This window comes from Tenacibaculum sediminilitoris (assembly GCF_964513795.1).
Taxonomy (GTDB): Bacteria; Bacteroidota; Bacteroidia; order Flavobacteriales; family Flavobacteriaceae; genus Polaribacter; species Polaribacter sediminilitoris.
The window spans coordinates 73,454-89,794 of record NZ_CAZEQR010000022.1; the positions used below are offsets into that span (position 1 = coordinate 73,454).

Genomic DNA, 16,341 nt, shown 5'->3' on the forward strand with positions numbered 1-16,341 from the left:
AAAATTAGTGTTTTTAATTTTTTCTTCCCACGATTTGCCTTATGATTTTTTAAGGTAGAATAATGTATGACTTCAAAGGTGCTTTCGTACCTTTGCACTATGGATAAAGACCTTGAAAACTTACCAAAATTAGCCAAAGACGCTTTGCAAGAAAATAAGAAGTATTTTCAACGATTAAAGAGAAGAACACCCAAACGCTTGGATTTATTGATGCAAGAATTGCATGATGAAGAATTTGGACGTACCGATTGTTTAGAATGTGCAAATTGTTGTAAAACGACCTCACCAATCTTTACAGAAAAGGATGTAGAACGTATCTCAAAACATCTAAAAATGAAAGTGATTGATTTTACAAAGCAATACTTGCAAAGAGATGAGGACAATTTCATGGTATTACAATCAGCTCCGTGTACTTTTTTAGATGAGTCTGATAACACCTGTTTTATTTATGATGTGCGCCCCAAAGCTTGTTCAGAATATCCACACACCAATCGTAAAAAATTTATTCAGATATCAGACTTAACTATTAAAAACACAGAGGTTTGTCCGGCAACCTATAGAATATTAGAGGAGCTAAAAAAGCGTTTACCACAATCGGGTAGTTCTAAAAAAAATTAAACTTAATAAAGTAGATATGTTTAGACTTCTCTTTACTTAATATTTTAGTGATTTTTATTATTTTAGAAAAAATATTATAATCCTTTGGAAACAATACTAAACTATTTTGAAACAATTCCATTTTCTCATAGAAGTATTATTTTAGTTGGTGGAATAACCTTTTTCTGGTTATTAGAAGGAGCTGTACCTTTATTTAGTTTTAAATACAACAAATGGAAACATGCATGGCCTAACTTATTTTTTACAGCAACTACGATAATCATTAATTTTGCATTGGCTTTTTTATTATTAAAAACAGCCGATTGGGTGCAAGCAAATAATTTTGGATTAATTAATTGGCTTCCTGAAATGCCATTATGGTTGTACATATTGTTAGGTGTGTTATTTTTAGACTTCTTCGGAGCTTATTTAGCGCATTTGGTAGAGCATAAAGTAAAACCTTTGTGGATGGTACATTTAGTACATCATTCAGATCATAAAGTAGATACCACAACAGCAAACAGACATCACCCGATAGAGAATGTTATCCGTTTTACATTTACTTTAGTAGGTGTTTTGTTAGTAGGAACGCCAATAGGTATAATCATGTTGTATCAGTCTATGTCGTTGGTGTTTACGCAATTAACACATGCCAATATTAAGATACCTAAAAAATTAGATAAACTGTTAAGTTATGTAATCGTTTCTCCTGATATGCATAAAGTACACCATCATAATTTACTACCATATACAGATTCTAACTACGGAAACATATTTTCTGTTTGGGATCGATTATTAGGAACGTACATGGAGTTAGATAGAGAAAAAATTGTGTATGGAGTAGATACGTTTCCTGATGAAATAAAAAACTCAAGTTTAAAAGAATTGTTAAAGCAACCTTTTCAAGGGTATCGTAAACCAACAAACTTTAAAAAGGATGTTAAATAAAAAAGCAAGCTATTAGGCTTATTTTTCTACTACTACTTCTTCTTCTTTAACTATAAAGGATACCATATGTAACCTCCATAACTTAAATCTTTGTAAGAATAAAAATAGGTAGGTGTATTACCTTTGCTCGTTTGGCTATGGTATCTCTATTTCTAACTTAGAACAGTATGCTTACCATAATCAGGCGTTGTGTTAAAGAATTACCCTACGATTGTACTCCATCTCCAACGCCCCCTTTGATTTCCTTTAGTTCAACTGTGTTTAATTTTTGAACACTCCTTAACTTTAAAACCTTTTTTTGCATAATAATTTAAATTGTTAATATTGATTTCAATCTATAATGATTTTCAAATGTAAAAGGTGTTGATAGTTAGTTTTTACAGAGAGGTTTATACTGGTAACTAACAACACAAGATTTATCTCCCAATCAAGTAAGTACCTATTTATTTTTTGACTGTTTTTTATAGTGTTATGGTGAAAGTTTACATAATCCTAGTTTTATTTAAAGGGTGATTTTCCTGTGTTAAAAATGATTGTTATCCTGATGGTTAGGTTTTAGGGGTCATATATATTTGCAACGATAATTAACCCCGAAAACTATTATTTTATGAAAAAACTACAAAACTTTGTAATTGTAGGAGTCGTTCTTATGGCACTACAAGCATGTCAAAAAGAAGACACTGCAAACGAATTGTTAAACAACAAAAACTTAGAGGTAAAACAAGCTCGAGCCTATTACGCACCATGGGTATATGTTATGGATTGGCGTTTTAGTAGAGGAACTTGTACTACAGGTCCTGGAGTATGTTTTAAAAACGACTATGGCGACATACTTGTATATGGAAGTGTAAGTTCAGACTCATCAGAAGAAGTAAAAGAAACTTTCTCGAAACTTATGGAAGGAAATAACGATGAAGATAATGGTGTGATAGCATTCAGAAATGAAGGTGAATCATTACGATTAGTGTTTTCTAGAAGTTTAGAAGAAGAAAACTTTATTATTTCAGAAGATGTATATCTAAGAGAAGATGTTGCAACAAAGTTAGATAAAACAAATGTTGTTTTACAAGCAGGTGAATACGTTGTAGATTATTCACGTTTTAAAAACGGAGAGGTTTTAATACCTGTAAAAAATTAGAAATAAACTAATCAACGAATTCTTAGTAAAAACTAAGAATCACAAAAAACAAGAAAAAAATGAAAAGACAAAATTTTTTATGGATAGCTATAATGTGTTTTACACTATTTTTTAGCTGTCAAAGCGAAGAAATTGTTGAAAATGAAATAAATAGTAAAAATACAGAACTAGCTAAAGAGGGCACAGTTACGATTAATCATATGTATGATTATTACGGTAAACAGTTCAAAGTTTCATATTTATATAATGAAGAGAGAGGAGAAGTTATAGAAACTAATGGTGATGTTGAACTTGCTCAAGAAATTTTTGGAAACGAAGAAAGAGCTCCAAAATCATTATTCTTCAATAACCCTAAAGAAGGAAGTACTGATATTGAAGTAAAGGTTTTTGATAATGGTGAAGATTTAAAAGAATATACATCAAGAGTAGCTGAAGGTTTTCCAGGTGATCAAGCTTCAACAGAAGGAAAATCATCAAAATGTAGTAGCTATGATGTTTATGGATCAGGAAATTTCTACTTTTATAAGCATGCCTACTATAATACAGAAATGACAGGAATGAGAAGGCTAAATCGTTATTACTATAGAGATCATTGGGTAGGATCAGGGAATAATGACCAATTATCGTCTTTAAAAATTAGAAAACCAACTTATAGACGACAAGTAGTATATTTATATCAACATTCTTGTTACGGAGGAAAAGTTATTGGTTTTTATTCACCAACAGGATACATAGGGCTAAACGTAGCGAACCTTAAGTGGTATACCATGTCTGGATGGTGGTGGTGGAAGAAATCTTGGAATGATCAAGTTTCTTCTACATCAGGATGGGCTTGGTAATAAAATAAAACTATAACTGTTTAGTTGTTTGTAAAATAATAAAAACCTCAGAAGATTTTTCTTCTGAGGTTTTATAAGTATTATTTTCCTGATAAACTTAGTCTTTAATGTTTCTCAATCAACTCTAATATTTTCTTGCCTCTAGCTTTACAACCCTTACTTTCATGAACTACCTTAGTACGAATAAGATGTTCTAATTCGGTATGTACCCAGTCTTTCTGTAAACCAAATAAGTATAGAGTATTCATGGTATAGGCTTTAACGGCTATTTTTTGATCAGTAATTAACCAGTCAAAACCAGCTTCTATAATTAAGTCAATATGATTTTTAGAAAGCTTTTGTTGAGTTAAGTTAACTTCTTTAGATGCGTATGCTGTAGCTAAATGTTCACAAATTTTAGCACAAGGTCTTATAGCACTATCAAAATGCACTTTCGAAATATTTTTTGTAAAAATAGTTAAATAAGGAACAATATGTTCAATTCCATTGTGTGTACAAATCCATTCTAATACCCAAGCAGCTTTAATAGATAGTTTATTATCAACATCAAAAGTAACAGTAACCAAATATTTTATCAATTCAGGTTGTGCTAACACAATATTAGCAGCCTTATTTCTGTTTACTCTAGCAGGATTATCAACATTTTCTAATACAGAAATTAAAAAATCAATACTCATATTGGTATGGTTTATGTAAATTTGAAATGAAAAACAGATTATAGCATGATAAATATAAAAAGGATATTTTCAATCGCACTTTTATTATCAGTATTTTTTACAATAGCTGCACAAGCACAAAAAATAAACCAATTTGATGCTAATGGAAAGAGACACGGTGTTTGGAAAAAGTATTACAACGATAATAAAAATAATATAAGATATTCAGGAAAGTTTAAAAATGGAAAAGAAATAGGGAAATTCAAATTTTATGAATCAAACTCTTATGGAATACCATCAGTCATAAAAGAATTTTCTTCAAAATCAGATAGTGCTTTTGTACAGTTTTTTACGCCAAAAGGAAAAGTAAAAACAAAAGGATGGATGATAGGAAAAAAGCGAGTAGGAAAATGGACATATTATTTTTCTGACGGAAAACTTTTTTCTGAAGAAGAATATGTTGATGGGAAGCTAGAAGGAGTTTTAAAAAACTACTATAGAAATGGTAAATTAACAGAAGAAAGTACTTATACAAACGGTAATAAAAATGGACTGTCTAAAATATTTACTGAAACAGGAATTATGATTGAAGAAGTGTATTATGTAGATGGAAAGTTAGAAGGAGAAGGAAAATACTATGACTTAAAAGGCGATTTAAAAGAAAAAGGGATGTATAAGAATGGTAAAAGATATGGCAAATGGGAGTTTTATATGGATGGTGAAGTTGTTACCGGTAAGAGAAAAAGAAAGGTACATTCAGTTCCTAAAAACTAAAATGATAGCATATCATAAGTGGTAAGCCTATAAGTATTCACATAAAGGAGTATTCTATTTCGAAATAAGTATAGAATATTAAAATCTCAATTACTGAGTAAAAAGAAAATGTTTATTATTTCGTAAATTTGCAGCTTCAAAAGTATAAAATGCAAAGAGTAGTAGTAGGACTTTCAGGAGGAGTAGATAGTAGTGTAACAGCTTATTTACTTAAAGAGCAAGGATACGACGTTATTGGGCTGTTCATGAAGAACTGGCATGATGACTCGGTAACCATTTCTGATGAATGTCCATGGTTAGAAGATAGCAACGACGCTATGATTGTTGCTGAAAAATTGGGAATTCCTTTTCAAACAGTAGATTTAAGCGGACAATATAAAGAGCGTATCGTTGATTATATGTTCAACGAATACGAAAAAGGACGTACACCAAATCCAGATGTATTGTGTAATCGTGAAATTAAGTTTGATGTGTTTATGGATATCGCTCTAAGCTTGGGAGCCGATTACGTAGCAACGGGACATTATTGTAGAAAAGCAGAGGAAATTATTGATGGAAAGCCTGTATATAAATTATTAGCAGGAAAAGATATTAATAAAGATCAATCATACTTTTTATGTCAATTATCACAAGAACAGTTGTCTAGAGCATTGTTTCCTATAGGTGAATTGACAAAACCTGAGGTTAGAGAAATAGCTAAAGAAGCAGATTTAATTACAGCGGATAAAAAAGATAGTCAAGGGTTATGTTTTATTGGAAAAGTAAGACTTCCCGATTTTTTACAGCAAAAACTACAACCTAAAGAAGGAGAAATTGTTCAGATTCCTACAGATTTTGAGCAATACAATCGTTCGGTTCCTAAATTTGAGAATAAAGAAGCTGAATTAGCCTATTTTTCTACGAAGTTTTCATACAAGCAAGATGATGGAAAAATAGTAGGTAAGCATCAAGGAGCACACTATTTTACCAAAGGTCAGCGTAAAGGATTAGCGGTAGGAGGAACCAAAGAACCTCTATTCGTTATAGAAACGGATGTTGACACCAATGTTATTTATACAGGGGAGGGGAAGAATCACCAAGGATTGTATCGCAATGTATTATTTGTGTCAAACGAAGAACTGCATTGGGTACGTGAAGATTTGGCATTACAAACAGGTGAGTCTATGGAAGTAGAAGCACGTATTCGTTACCGTCAATCTTTAGAAAAAGCAATTTTATATAAAGTGGAAAATGGCTTATATGTGGAGTTTGAAAACCCACAATCAGCTATTCAAGAAGGACAATTTGTAGCTTGGTATATAAATGAGGAGTTGTTAGGTTCGGGAGTAATTTCGTAAATAATCAACATAAAAAAGTAATAAATGACCTCGATTTTTTCGAGGTTTTTTTGTGCTTACTATTTAATGATTGTACATTTACGCGATGCAAAATAAAATTACCAAACTATTTAATATACAATATCCAATTGTTCAAGGAGGAATGATTTGGGTTAGTGGCTGGAAGTTAGCTTCAGCAGTGTCAAATGCAGGCGGATTAGGACTAATAGGAGCAGGATCAATGTATCCAGATGTACTTCGTGAACACATTCAAAAATGTAAAAAGGCGACCGATAAGCCTTTCGGTGTAAACGTACCGATGTTATATCCTGATATTGAAAAAATCATGGATATTATAGTAGAAGAGGGAGTGAAAATAGTGTTTACATCCGCAGGAAATCCAAAAACATGGACCTCTTTTTTAAAGGAAAAAGGTATAACGGTAGTGCATGTAGTAAGTTCAGTTAAATTTGCCTTAAAAGCAGAAGCAGCTGGTGTAGATGCTGTAGTATGTGAAGGTTTTGAAGCAGGAGGTCATAACGGACGTGAAGAAACTACAACATTTACGTTGATTCCCATGGTAAAAGAACAAGTGAAAATTCCTGTAATTGCAGCAGGAGGAATAGGTTCAGGTAGAGGAATGCTAGCGGCGATGGTATTAGGTGCAGATGGAGTACAAATAGGAAGTCGTTTTGCAGCTACTGTAGAATCTTCAGCACATGATAATTTTAAAAAGACAATTGTTGATGTAAAAGATGGCGGTACACAGTTAACATTAAAAGAGTTGGCTCCTGTACGTTTGGTAAAAAATAAGTTTTATGAAGAAGTACAAGAACTATATCAACAAAATCCAACAATAGAACAGTTAAAAAAATTGTTAGGACGTGCTCGTGCAAAACGAGGTATGTTTGAAGGAAATTTAGAGGATGGAGAGCTAGAAATAGGTCAGGTTGCAGGATTAATTCATGAAATTAAACCAGCCAAAGAAGTGTTAGAAACTATCGTTGCTGAATATGAGCAAGTGAAAAAACAGCAGTTGTTTTAATCGTAGAATGATAGCCAAAACTTTAATGTAAATTGTCATTCCGAACAAGGAACGAGGAGAAATTTTATTAAGATAAGATATAAACATGTTTTACCGTCATAATGAGGAGTGGTAGCGACGTGGTTATCTTTTTAAAAGGAGTTTAATATTCTTTTACTTGATGAAAAGAACCAAAATCAAGACTTATAATAAAATCGTAAGAATTAATGTCATTGCGAACCGAGTGAAATGGAGTGTGAGAAACCTTAAGAAAATGAGTAACTCATTTCAATGAGATTTCTCCCTTCGATCGAAATGACAGATTTGTTTCTTGCGTCATAACGAGGAGTAGTAACGACGTGGTTATCTTACAGTCGACACAAAGAGATTGCTTCACTATGTTCGTAATAACGGATACTTAATTACTTTTCGCTTTTATAAAATCAGAAATTAAGTAACTAATATACTTTCCAACTTGTCCGTTAGCAATTTCATCTTTTACCACTACAGGAGCACCTTCGCAAATATGTAAATAGGAAGCATTTGGTAATTTTCCAAAAGAATGTGTAAATCGACGCGCTTGTTGTGGGGTAAATCCACTTGGAGTCATAGCACTACTTGGGAAATGTTGAATACAATCCAAATCGATTTCAATTCCGAAAGCTGTATCTTTTATAAAATTTTCAGCACGTTGTAATTCTCCTTCAAAAGAAGTAGATTGATATACCTCTAATTCTTCAAAAGTATTGTACTCTAAGTTTAAACTATCGTGAATCATTTCAAAAATATACTGAGGAGTATAATTTTCATGCAATCCAAACATAAAATACTTATTAATAAAACCTTCATGTAAAGCATATGAAAATCCGTTACCACTGTGTCGTTCTTCTAAACGACGTAAATCAGTATGCGCATCTAAGTTAATCACATTTACAGGTTTATTTTTCCCTTCAGAAAGCCCTTTAATATTTCCGTATGCGTTATTGTGTCCTCCACCGATGATAATTGGGATTTTGCCGCTTTTAACAATAAGTTTGATGAGGTTTGAGAGTTCTTTATCTATTGCTTTTACTAATAAATCACCTTTTTCTCTATCAGAAACATCAAAACTATATACATCATCCAAACAATCTAAATACCCTAAAACTAAGATGTCATTTCCATCAATAAATTGATTTTGTTGGGTGTTTAAAAATGATTTTAAAGCGGGAATAAAAGCAGTGTGTGCACCACCGTTTCCACCATTCATACGAACCCCAATATCTTCTGGAACTCCTAAAATAACAAAAGAGGTATCAGAATTTTCAAGTTCATCTTGTAATTCTTTTTTAGGATTGATGACAGCAACACATTCTCCTAATTTTGTCTCTCCTTCACGAGGAGCTACAAATTGCTGTATGTCTTTTTCGTTGAATATTGTTAGCATATTGTATTGTCTTTTTAGAAAATGTCATTTCGAACTGAAGTGTAACGAAAGGAGAAATCTTAAGTATGTTTGTAGCCCACCTTAATGAGATTCCTCATTATCATTCGGAATGACAGGGTGTAATTTACATTTCTTTCCCATTAATAAATACTGAATCGATTAAATTACTTCCGAAGGAATAAGGAAGAAATCCGTAAGAAGGAATTTCTTTGGTAAGAATTAAATTCGCCTTTTTTCCTTTGGTAATACTACCTACTTCATCAGATAAATTCATAGCATAAGCTCCGTTAATCGTTGCTGCATTAATCGCTTCTTCTGGCGTCATTTTCATTTTAATACAAGCCGTTGCTACGACAAAATTCATATTTCCTGAAGGAGTTGATCCTGGATTGTAATCAGTAGCTAAAGCAAGAGGTAATCCAGCTTTGATAATATCACGAGCAGGTGTGTACGGAATACTTAAAAAATACGAACACGATGGTAATGCCACAGGCATAGTTTGCGTTCCTTTCAACGCTTCAATATCTTCTGTATTCATTACTTCTAAATGATCTACCGACAACGCATTGTGTTTTACACTTACCTGAACACCACCAATAGTTGTAAACTGATTTACATGTACTTTTGGAGTTAATCCGTATTGTTGCGCAGCGGTTAAAATTCTATCGGTATCTTCTACCGAGAAATACCCAGTTTCACAGAAAGCATCTACAAAATCAGCTAAATTTCCCTCAGCAACCTTAGGCAACATTTCCTCAATAATTAAATTGATATATCCTTCTTTGTTGTTTTTATATTCAGTAGGAAAAGCATGGGCTCCTAAAAAAGTAGCTTTGATAGGAATGTTATAGTTCTCACGTAGTTTTTTAATAACACGTAGCATTTTCAATTCAGCGGCTACGGTTAAGCCATAACCAGATTTTATTTCAACTGCACCTGTACCTAAAGCAATAACTTCCTCTAATCGTTTTGCCGATTGTTGGTATAGTTTTTCTTCAGAGCTTTCTTGTAGTTTTTTTGCGGAGTTTAAAATACCCCCACCACGGTTGGCTATTTCTTCATAACTCAATCCGTTAATTCTATCTACAAATTCTTGTTCACGATTGCCCGCATACACAATATGTGTGTGTGAATCGCACCACGTTGGTAAAATCATTTTACCTGTACAGTCAATTGTTTTATCAGCAGAATTTGGTGCTTTCTTCATGCTTCCATAATCGATAATAACATCATTTTCAACCAATAAAAAAGCATTTTTTATCGTAGGCAAAATATTCATTTCAGCTCCCGATACTTTTTTAGTAGTTGTCTCTCTTACTTGAATTAATTCTTTGATGTTTATGAATAAAGTTGTCATGTTGAATGCTTAAATTTGTTAGACAAACTTACGGTAAAAACTACAATTTATGATACATTTTTTAGGAGTGATGTGCGTTTTAATACTCTTTTTTATCTCGTTAATTCACGTTTACTGGGCTTTTGGAGGAACTTTATGGGTACATGCTGTAATACCAACCAAAACAGCAAATGAAAAAGCAATGAATCCTCCTAAACTACTAACTTTTGTAGTGGCGATGGTTATCAGCGGTTTTGCTGTTGTGTATGCAGAAAAAATACAACTATTTACGTTACGTTCAATGCCTACATGGTTACAAGACTATGGACTTTATGTTGTGGCTAGTATTTTTCTCATTAGAGCGATTGGTGATTTTAAATATGTAGGCTTTTTTAAGAAAGTTAAAACAACTGAGTTCGCCATAAACGATACCAACTACTTTTCTCCACTGTGTTTGTTTTTGGGTGTGGTTGGGGTGCTGATTGAGTTTTCGTAAATAGTTTTGTACTAGCAATTATTTTTATACAGTATTGTAACTAACTTCTATTTCTTTATCAGTTTAAACAAGTCAAAAGTTTCAGCTTTTGGTTGATATTTATTACGCAATCTTTATATCAATATCCAATAGTTTTTGCTTTAACTCTTTCATAGTTCCTTTATATTCCCAATACATAACTCTATCATGAGAAGATTTTACTAAAATATATTTTTCGCTAATTGATTGTATACGATCTATAGAGATAATTTTTTTCATATAATCAGTTTCATTGAAAACCTCTTCAATTTCTTTATTTTTATTATCATATCCATGAACAACGATGCCTAATTTCACTTCTATTTCTATAAACATTATAATAATTTTTAATCTCCCAAATATAAAAAATAACACAAGAAGATAAGTTAACATTGTAAAAACAAAAAAGCTATAAAAAGAATGGTTTTATATTTTTTATAGAGTTGTACAACAGTTAGTTGTGTGTGTTTTTTTCTTTTATGGATGGAATTTGTGTTTTTGTGATTGATTATCAGGTGTTTGTGGTCTTTTTTAAAGATTGAGTCTATTAATTTCTCAACTTTATAATAGCAAATAATTAAATATAATATATTATGAAAACTTCTCAATTACCTTATGGCATTAACGCTTGGATTTTTTTAAATGAAGATGAACCGCCAAAAACGAACTACAATAGTCCTGATAGTAGCTTTCAATCACTTATTAAATACAAAGTGTATAATAGTGTAACATCCCTTGGAATAGCCTTTTTTGAGGTAGTACCAGCTACCAAAGGTTCCACCATTAAAATTGGTGATGCATCTCATCCGGGTGGGCTTACAAATCAAGATTATTTAAATTTTGTACTTAGAGATGCACGTCAAGTGAACCCGAATATTAAGTTTTTAGCTACTATGGTTTACTCGGGAGAAAACACACTAGCATCAATTTTTTCACCAGGTGGAAACGAACAAGAAGAGGCTACTAATTTTGCAAATAATCTGGTTGTTTATCTAAAAGATAATGGAATGAACGGATTGGATGTCGACTGGGAAGGTAATGTGTCTACGAGCATGACCCAATCTCAATTTAAAATCTTGTTTTCTACGATTCGTTCAGTGTTTGATCAGCAGCAAGTAAAATATTATTTGTCGTTCACTCCTGCATGGCCAACGAGTTCAATTGACTACCCGACCGTGAATAGCGCATTCGATTTTGTATCACCGCAGTTTTATGATGGTACACCGTTATCTAGCTTTATAGATGTTGGAATATCACCAGAAAAAATTGGTTATGGAGCGCAATTTGAACCAGGAAACGCAGCACCTAACACTAGCGCTCAACAAGTTTGGAGCAAGGTTTCTAATGGGTTTACTAGTAATGGAACTTCTTATGATTATCAAAATATTTTTATGTGGCGTTTGAACTCTGGAAACTTCCAGTTTGAGCAAGCACAATTTATGATTCTTAATCAACTATTCAATCCATTAACAAATGACATATTCGACGATACTTCAATAGTTGGAGCTGCTGGAAATCCAAATATAACACAAATGACGATTCGTTCAGGCGATGTACTAGATGCTATTCAGACTGTAAATACTGGAACTGGATCTTATAATATGGGTACCCAAGGTAATAACACAGGTGTGTTTACTTTACCACAACATGGAGGAAATAGTGGAGTGGCTAAAACGATAGATATTCCTCAAAATGACCCAATTGTGACTGTTTCTGGTTACACAGGTATATGGTATGGTTGGCAATGTGTGTTACAAATAACTTTAGTAGGTAAAAGTGGGGTTTCTTATGGTCCTTTCGGAACTGTAAAAGGTTCAGCTATGCAAACACCTTTTAAACAATCTGCTGAGGCAGGACAAAGTTTAGTAGCATTTAAAGGATCTACCGTGAGAGTTCCGTTGGCAGGTGGTAGCCATACAGAAATCATTGCTAGTCTAAATGCTGTTTTTGCGGAGTCTTTTGTAACTCAGAAATTGCAAGAAAAAACACTTTCTTTTTAAGTATTAGAAGTATAAAAGAAAAGAGTATATAAGATACTCTTGAAATAATATAGGTTATGTGTTTTTAAAGAGAGACATATAGCCTATGCTTTTTTTTATTGATGTAACTTTATTTTCGCTTGGGTATATGTTCATTCAACAAAATCACCCACTTTACTTCAATTTCAGTTATCAACTTTTGAGGGTTAGACCAAAAGCAAACCATATTTACACTCATAACACGATTAAAAGAATTGTCTTTAAACGGAATAGTTTCTCCGTCGTACAAAGAAAACTTAGCTTGTTTAGTTGTATTGTTTTTTTGAGCCTCTTTATACATTGTTTTAGAAAATTCTAATCTAAAATAATCAATATTGTTTGCTTTTGCTAATAAGTACTGCAAATGTCCACAATTACCATGACCAAACTTTAACACCGAATTAGCGTCTTCTAACTCTAAAAAATCAAAGGTACTTAAGGTCATCCCAATATTAGTCTCGTTCATGTTTTTTCCAACTTTAACGCCTAATTTACCATCAGGATAACTTACTTGGTTCTCTAACTCTTTAATTTCTTCTTGTGTTAATTGCGTAGCTTTTTTTAATTGAGATTAATAGTTGTGTTCAAAAAACGAAGTTATTGAAAATAAAACATGAAAACAAAAGGTATAAATTTGTATCTTAGTAAGAGCTTAGTTACATAACAATCAATCTAGTATCCAATTAATGGTTGATTGAATGAATTATAAGAGTGCTGAAAAGTGTTATAAAATTTAAAAGTTATGATGTCTTTATGGATTATTTCATTTTTTGATAATTCTTTTAGTACTCTGGTATGTAAAAAGAGATAAGTAAATAATTTACAGGACGTAAGTTACTTTCCTGTATAAAATTCAAGCATATGCATTATCATGATGGTCATTTTTGGGGCATGCATTTTGTATGGTGGATTATTTGGATAGTTGTTGGAGTGCTTTTTTTCTGTTTTATAGTTCGTTTTTTCAAGTTACAAAAAAAGAATCTCCGTTAGATGTTCTTAAAAGACGTTTTGCAAAAGGTGAAATAACTAAAGAAGAATATGAAGAAGCAAAAAAAGTACTCAATTCTTAATAGCACAATTTTGTCCAACTATGGATGAACTACCATTAAATTATATACTTCTTCTGCTGAATACAAGTTGGCTAGTCTTACAGTATCTTTAGCGGTAAAAAAAACTGAGTACGCTTTATTCGCTGCTTCAATCTCTGTTTTGGCAGTGTTCAAGCCAAAAGTAGGTTTGTTACTAGTGTCTTCCTTGTCTTTCGTTGTTATGTTATTGTAGTTCGTAATTGAAAAAATAAGGAATAATGTTAAAGTAAGACCTATCAAAAAGTTGGTTGGCTTTTTTTATGATATTATTAATTGATGCCTACTCTGTTTGGTTTTCGGCTTCCCCTAAAGTTAAAATGAGAGGAGTTTTGACCCAACAAGACACAAAATTATAAACTCGGTACAGTATTTTTGTTTTCATATTTTTTGATTATTAGTGTTTTATGTAGTATGATAGCTACTTTTTTAGCAATCTATTTAAAAGCTTAAATATTTTTATTTCTTCTTAACCAGAGACAATTTTTTACTATTAGATAAGACTTTTTTAATAAAGTTACACCAAATCTTAACTAAATTAACGTCAATCTTTCAAACCTAATATTTTAATTTTTATGCTCAATAAATAAACACTTGTGACTTTTTTGAGGTTTGTATAAAAAAAAAACAATAAATTGGTAGTGTCAACTTAAAAACTTTAAATAATGAAACTAACACTTAACTCCCTCGTACTATTAATATTTAGTATAAGTGTTTTTTACTCTTGTAAAAACAAAGAAAAATCAAATGAAGAAAAAGGAAAAATAGCTGAATATAATATCGCTGTTAGTGATACCTTATGTTCTAGTTCTTGGTTTCCGCACAATCAAACACCGCCCCCTGAAGAAGGAAAAGGAAGCCCGTTTGATGTATCGAGTACAACTAATGCTATTTTTCATCAATGGTCATGGCAAAAATTCTTATGGGTAACCAAACCTATTTCAGAAACCAAGTTACCATTGTTTTTAAGTAACAGGTCAATTCATCAGGTTACTTCAGAGATGGAGTTGGTTAAACAACAAGAAGGAGCAGCAGTAGTATTAATAGATACTGCACAGGCAGGACGTGATTCGGCGATATTAACAACAAATCCAACGTATAATACTACAAATACGTCTGAAACGGTGTTTTATTCGATACACACGAGTGATATTATGAAAAAAGCGGCCGATAAATTTAAAGATTCAATTTTAGCAGGAACATTAGACAAGAACAATTTATCGTCTTTCCCAGTAGGCTCGTTAGAATTAAAAGTCTCTTGGGTAGCTACAAGTGCTATAGCGAGTGATAAGGTTGCAAATTACTTTACCACTACAGCTGCTGTGAGTAGAGATGGAGAAAACTATACGAATACAGAAGTTGCTTTGTTAGGAATGCATGTTGTAGGTGTTGTTGAAAATCATCCAGAATTTATTTGGGCAACATTTGAACATGAAGATTTAGCACCTAACTATGATTGGAAAATGAACGAAGCTTCGTCTGATACGAATAAATTAGTATTTGCTAAAGGAAATACTACGGGAATTGATGGGATTGTTTGGAACACAAATACTAATAGTGCTAAACTGCCAAATAAAGCTTTTGATTTATTTCAATATGGAGTACCTAGAGACAATTTTGGAGGGTTTATGACCACCTGCCAGCAAGAACCACTTAATTATGATAATGTGAGAGACATTAATGCTTGTGTAAAAGAGAATTTAAAAGATGTTTTTAAGCATTACTTTTATAACGGTTCTCTTTGGATTGATACAGATGGTTTAACACCAGAAGAGCAAGCGACGTTACTTGTTGATGAAGGAGGAAATATAGATAAGGCAACTCCAGGCTCTGTAGCGAGAGGATCTTTAAACAATGCCAATGTAACTATGGAAACTTTTACTCAGACATTTCAGAGTGATATATCAGGAATAAACGTAAACAATTTAGCCAATTGTTTTAGTTGTCATAACGCAATTAGTTATAGTGGAGATAAATCGCCTATTTATATAAGTCATATTTTCGATGCGTTTATGAATACATCTGAAGGAAGAGCGAAAAACGAAATTGAATTGCTGAAAGCAAAACAAGAAGTAGAGCAGTTTATGAAGAAAAGTTTACAATAAACATATTGTTTATTGATAAAAATAAAAAAATCCCTTATCAATTTAATAAGGGATTTTTGTTTTAGTACTCTGTTTTATCTTCCTTTTCAGACCACTTTTGAAAAGGTTCTAAAGCAATATTACGTCCTATTTGCTCAAAAGGAATACTGCGTTTTTCGTAAGGTAACGGAATTTCTTTGTAAATGAATTCATCATCAAAACCTATATTGGCTGCATCTTGTTGGTTACTTCCGTAATATACTTTGTCAGGACGCGCCCAATAAATAGCTCCTAAACACATAGGACAAGGCTCACAAGATGTATAAACCACACATCCATCTAACTGGAAAGAACCTATTTTTTTACAGGCATCTCTAATAGCTGTTACCTCGGCATGTGCAGTTGGATCGTTGGTAGAAGTAACTTTATTATTTCCTCGCCCAATAATATCTCCATCTTTTACTACAATGCATCCAAACGGACCACCTTCGTTGTTCTGCATTCCTTTTAAAGCTGCTTTTACAGCTTCACTCATATATTCTTCGTGTGTATTCATCTTCGTATTTTTAAATAAAACGGAAAGGTA

At 32.4% G+C, this 16,341-nt stretch carries 18 protein-coding genes; 11 read left to right on the plus strand and 7 right to left on the minus strand.

Features of this window, described 5'->3' with window-relative positions:
* Nucleotides 1–99: 99 nt before the first annotated feature.
* The 4 genes from ACKTSW_RS07410 (at nucleotide 100) to ACKTSW_RS07425 (ending at nucleotide 3,522) form a co-directional block, all read left to right on the plus strand.
* A complete protein-coding gene (locus tag ACKTSW_RS07410; protein ID WP_408024641.1) occupies nucleotides 100–618 on the plus strand; it encodes a YkgJ family cysteine cluster protein in 519 nt (172 codons plus the stop codon).
* Nucleotides 619–702: 84 nt separating this feature from the next.
* Nucleotides 703–1,545, plus strand: coding sequence for a sterol desaturase family protein (locus ACKTSW_RS07415; protein ID WP_408024642.1), 843 nt, complete (start codon nucleotides 703–705; stop codon nucleotides 1,543–1,545).
* A 607-nt stretch (nucleotides 1,546–2,152) separates the two neighbouring features.
* Nucleotides 2,153–2,683, plus strand: coding sequence for a hypothetical protein (locus tag ACKTSW_RS07420; RefSeq protein ID WP_408024643.1), 531 nt, complete (start codon nucleotides 2,153–2,155; stop codon nucleotides 2,681–2,683).
* A gap of 59 nt (nucleotides 2,684–2,742) precedes the next feature.
* A complete protein-coding gene (locus ACKTSW_RS07425; protein WP_408024644.1) occupies nucleotides 2,743–3,522 on the plus strand; it encodes a hypothetical protein in 780 nt (259 codons plus the stop codon).
* A 104-nt stretch (nucleotides 3,523–3,626) separates the two neighbouring features.
* On the opposite strand, the gene ACKTSW_RS07430 is transcribed toward ACKTSW_RS07425, so the two are convergent.
* Nucleotides 3,627–4,199, minus strand: coding sequence for an adenylosuccinate lyase (locus ACKTSW_RS07430; protein ID WP_408024645.1), 573 nt, complete (start codon nucleotides 4,197–4,199; stop codon nucleotides 3,627–3,629).
* Nucleotides 4,200–4,244: 45 nt separating this feature from the next.
* On the opposite strand from ACKTSW_RS07430, the gene ACKTSW_RS07435 reads away from it, so the two are divergent.
* The 3 genes from ACKTSW_RS07435 (at nucleotide 4,245) to ACKTSW_RS07445 (ending at nucleotide 7,313) form a co-directional block, all read left to right on the plus strand.
* Nucleotides 4,245–4,952, plus strand: a complete 708-nt coding sequence (locus ACKTSW_RS07435; protein WP_408024646.1) for a toxin-antitoxin system YwqK family antitoxin — start codon at nucleotides 4,245–4,247, stop codon at nucleotides 4,950–4,952.
* Between the two features lie 149 nt (nucleotides 4,953–5,101).
* Nucleotides 5,102–6,289 carry a tRNA 2-thiouridine(34) synthase MnmA gene (gene mnmA / locus ACKTSW_RS07440; RefSeq protein WP_408024647.1) on the plus strand — a complete coding sequence of 396 codons (1,188 nt, stop codon included), beginning with the start codon at nucleotides 5,102–5,104 and terminating at the stop codon, nucleotides 6,287–6,289.
* Between the two features lie 85 nt (nucleotides 6,290–6,374).
* Entirely contained in the window at nucleotides 6,375–7,313 is a 939-nt protein-coding gene (locus ACKTSW_RS07445; protein WP_408024648.1) for an NAD(P)H-dependent flavin oxidoreductase, read from the plus strand.
* A gap of 397 nt (nucleotides 7,314–7,710) precedes the next feature.
* On the opposite strand, the gene ACKTSW_RS07450 is transcribed toward ACKTSW_RS07445, so the two are convergent.
* On the minus strand, nucleotides 7,711–8,718 hold the full coding sequence (locus ACKTSW_RS07450) for a formimidoylglutamase (RefSeq protein WP_408024649.1): 1,008 nt from the start codon (nucleotides 8,716–8,718) through the stop codon (nucleotides 7,711–7,713).
* A 124-nt stretch (nucleotides 8,719–8,842) separates the two neighbouring features.
* On the minus strand, nucleotides 8,843–10,075 hold the full coding sequence (gene hutI, locus ACKTSW_RS07455) for an imidazolonepropionase (RefSeq protein WP_408024650.1): 1,233 nt from the start codon (nucleotides 10,073–10,075) through the stop codon (nucleotides 8,843–8,845).
* A 49-nt stretch (nucleotides 10,076–10,124) separates the two neighbouring features.
* On the opposite strand from hutI, the gene ACKTSW_RS07460 reads away from it, so the two are divergent.
* On the plus strand, nucleotides 10,125–10,550 hold the full coding sequence (locus ACKTSW_RS07460) for a DUF3995 domain-containing protein (RefSeq protein ID WP_408024651.1): 426 nt from the start codon (nucleotides 10,125–10,127) through the stop codon (nucleotides 10,548–10,550).
* 102 nt (nucleotides 10,551–10,652) lie between these two features.
* On the opposite strand, the gene ACKTSW_RS07465 is transcribed toward ACKTSW_RS07460, so the two are convergent.
* Complete coding sequence (locus tag ACKTSW_RS07465; protein ID WP_408024652.1) at nucleotides 10,653–10,886, minus strand: hypothetical protein; 234 nt, start codon at nucleotides 10,884–10,886, stop codon at nucleotides 10,653–10,655.
* Nucleotides 10,887–11,161: 275 nt separating this feature from the next.
* On the opposite strand from ACKTSW_RS07465, the gene ACKTSW_RS07470 reads away from it, so the two are divergent.
* Nucleotides 11,162–12,568, plus strand: a complete 1,407-nt coding sequence (locus ACKTSW_RS07470) for a glycosyl hydrolase family 18 protein (RefSeq protein WP_408024653.1) — start codon at nucleotides 11,162–11,164, stop codon at nucleotides 12,566–12,568.
* 109 nt (nucleotides 12,569–12,677) lie between these two features.
* Here the strand turns inward: ACKTSW_RS07470 and ACKTSW_RS07475 are convergent, their stop codons facing one another.
* Nucleotides 12,678–13,052 (minus strand): methyltransferase domain-containing protein, encoded by a 375-nt coding sequence (locus tag ACKTSW_RS07475; RefSeq protein ID WP_408024654.1) that lies wholly within the window; start codon nucleotides 13,050–13,052, stop codon nucleotides 12,678–12,680.
* A gap of 436 nt (nucleotides 13,053–13,488) precedes the next feature.
* On the opposite strand from ACKTSW_RS07475, the gene ACKTSW_RS07480 reads away from it, so the two are divergent.
* On the plus strand, nucleotides 13,489–13,656 hold the full coding sequence (locus tag ACKTSW_RS07480; RefSeq protein ID WP_408024655.1) for an SHOCT domain-containing protein: 168 nt from the start codon (nucleotides 13,489–13,491) through the stop codon (nucleotides 13,654–13,656).
* Nucleotides 13,657–13,674: 18 nt separating this feature from the next.
* On the opposite strand, the gene ACKTSW_RS07485 is transcribed toward ACKTSW_RS07480, so the two are convergent.
* Nucleotides 13,675–13,914: a hypothetical protein gene (locus tag ACKTSW_RS07485; RefSeq protein ID WP_408024656.1), complete on the minus strand. Its 240-nt coding sequence runs from the start codon at nucleotides 13,912–13,914 to the stop codon at nucleotides 13,675–13,677.
* 422 nt (nucleotides 13,915–14,336) lie between these two features.
* On the opposite strand from ACKTSW_RS07485, the gene ACKTSW_RS07490 reads away from it, so the two are divergent.
* The gene (locus ACKTSW_RS07490) at nucleotides 14,337–15,776 is read left to right on the plus strand and encodes a hypothetical protein (protein WP_408024657.1); all 1,440 of its coding nucleotides are present in this window, start codon (nucleotides 14,337–14,339) and stop codon (nucleotides 15,774–15,776) included.
* Between the two features lie 61 nt (nucleotides 15,777–15,837).
* Here ACKTSW_RS07490 and ACKTSW_RS07495 read toward each other — a convergent pair whose 3' ends face one another.
* Complete coding sequence (locus ACKTSW_RS07495) at nucleotides 15,838–16,311, minus strand: nucleoside deaminase (RefSeq protein ID WP_408024658.1); 474 nt, start codon at nucleotides 16,309–16,311, stop codon at nucleotides 15,838–15,840.
* Nucleotides 16,312–16,341 lie beyond the last annotated feature (30 nt).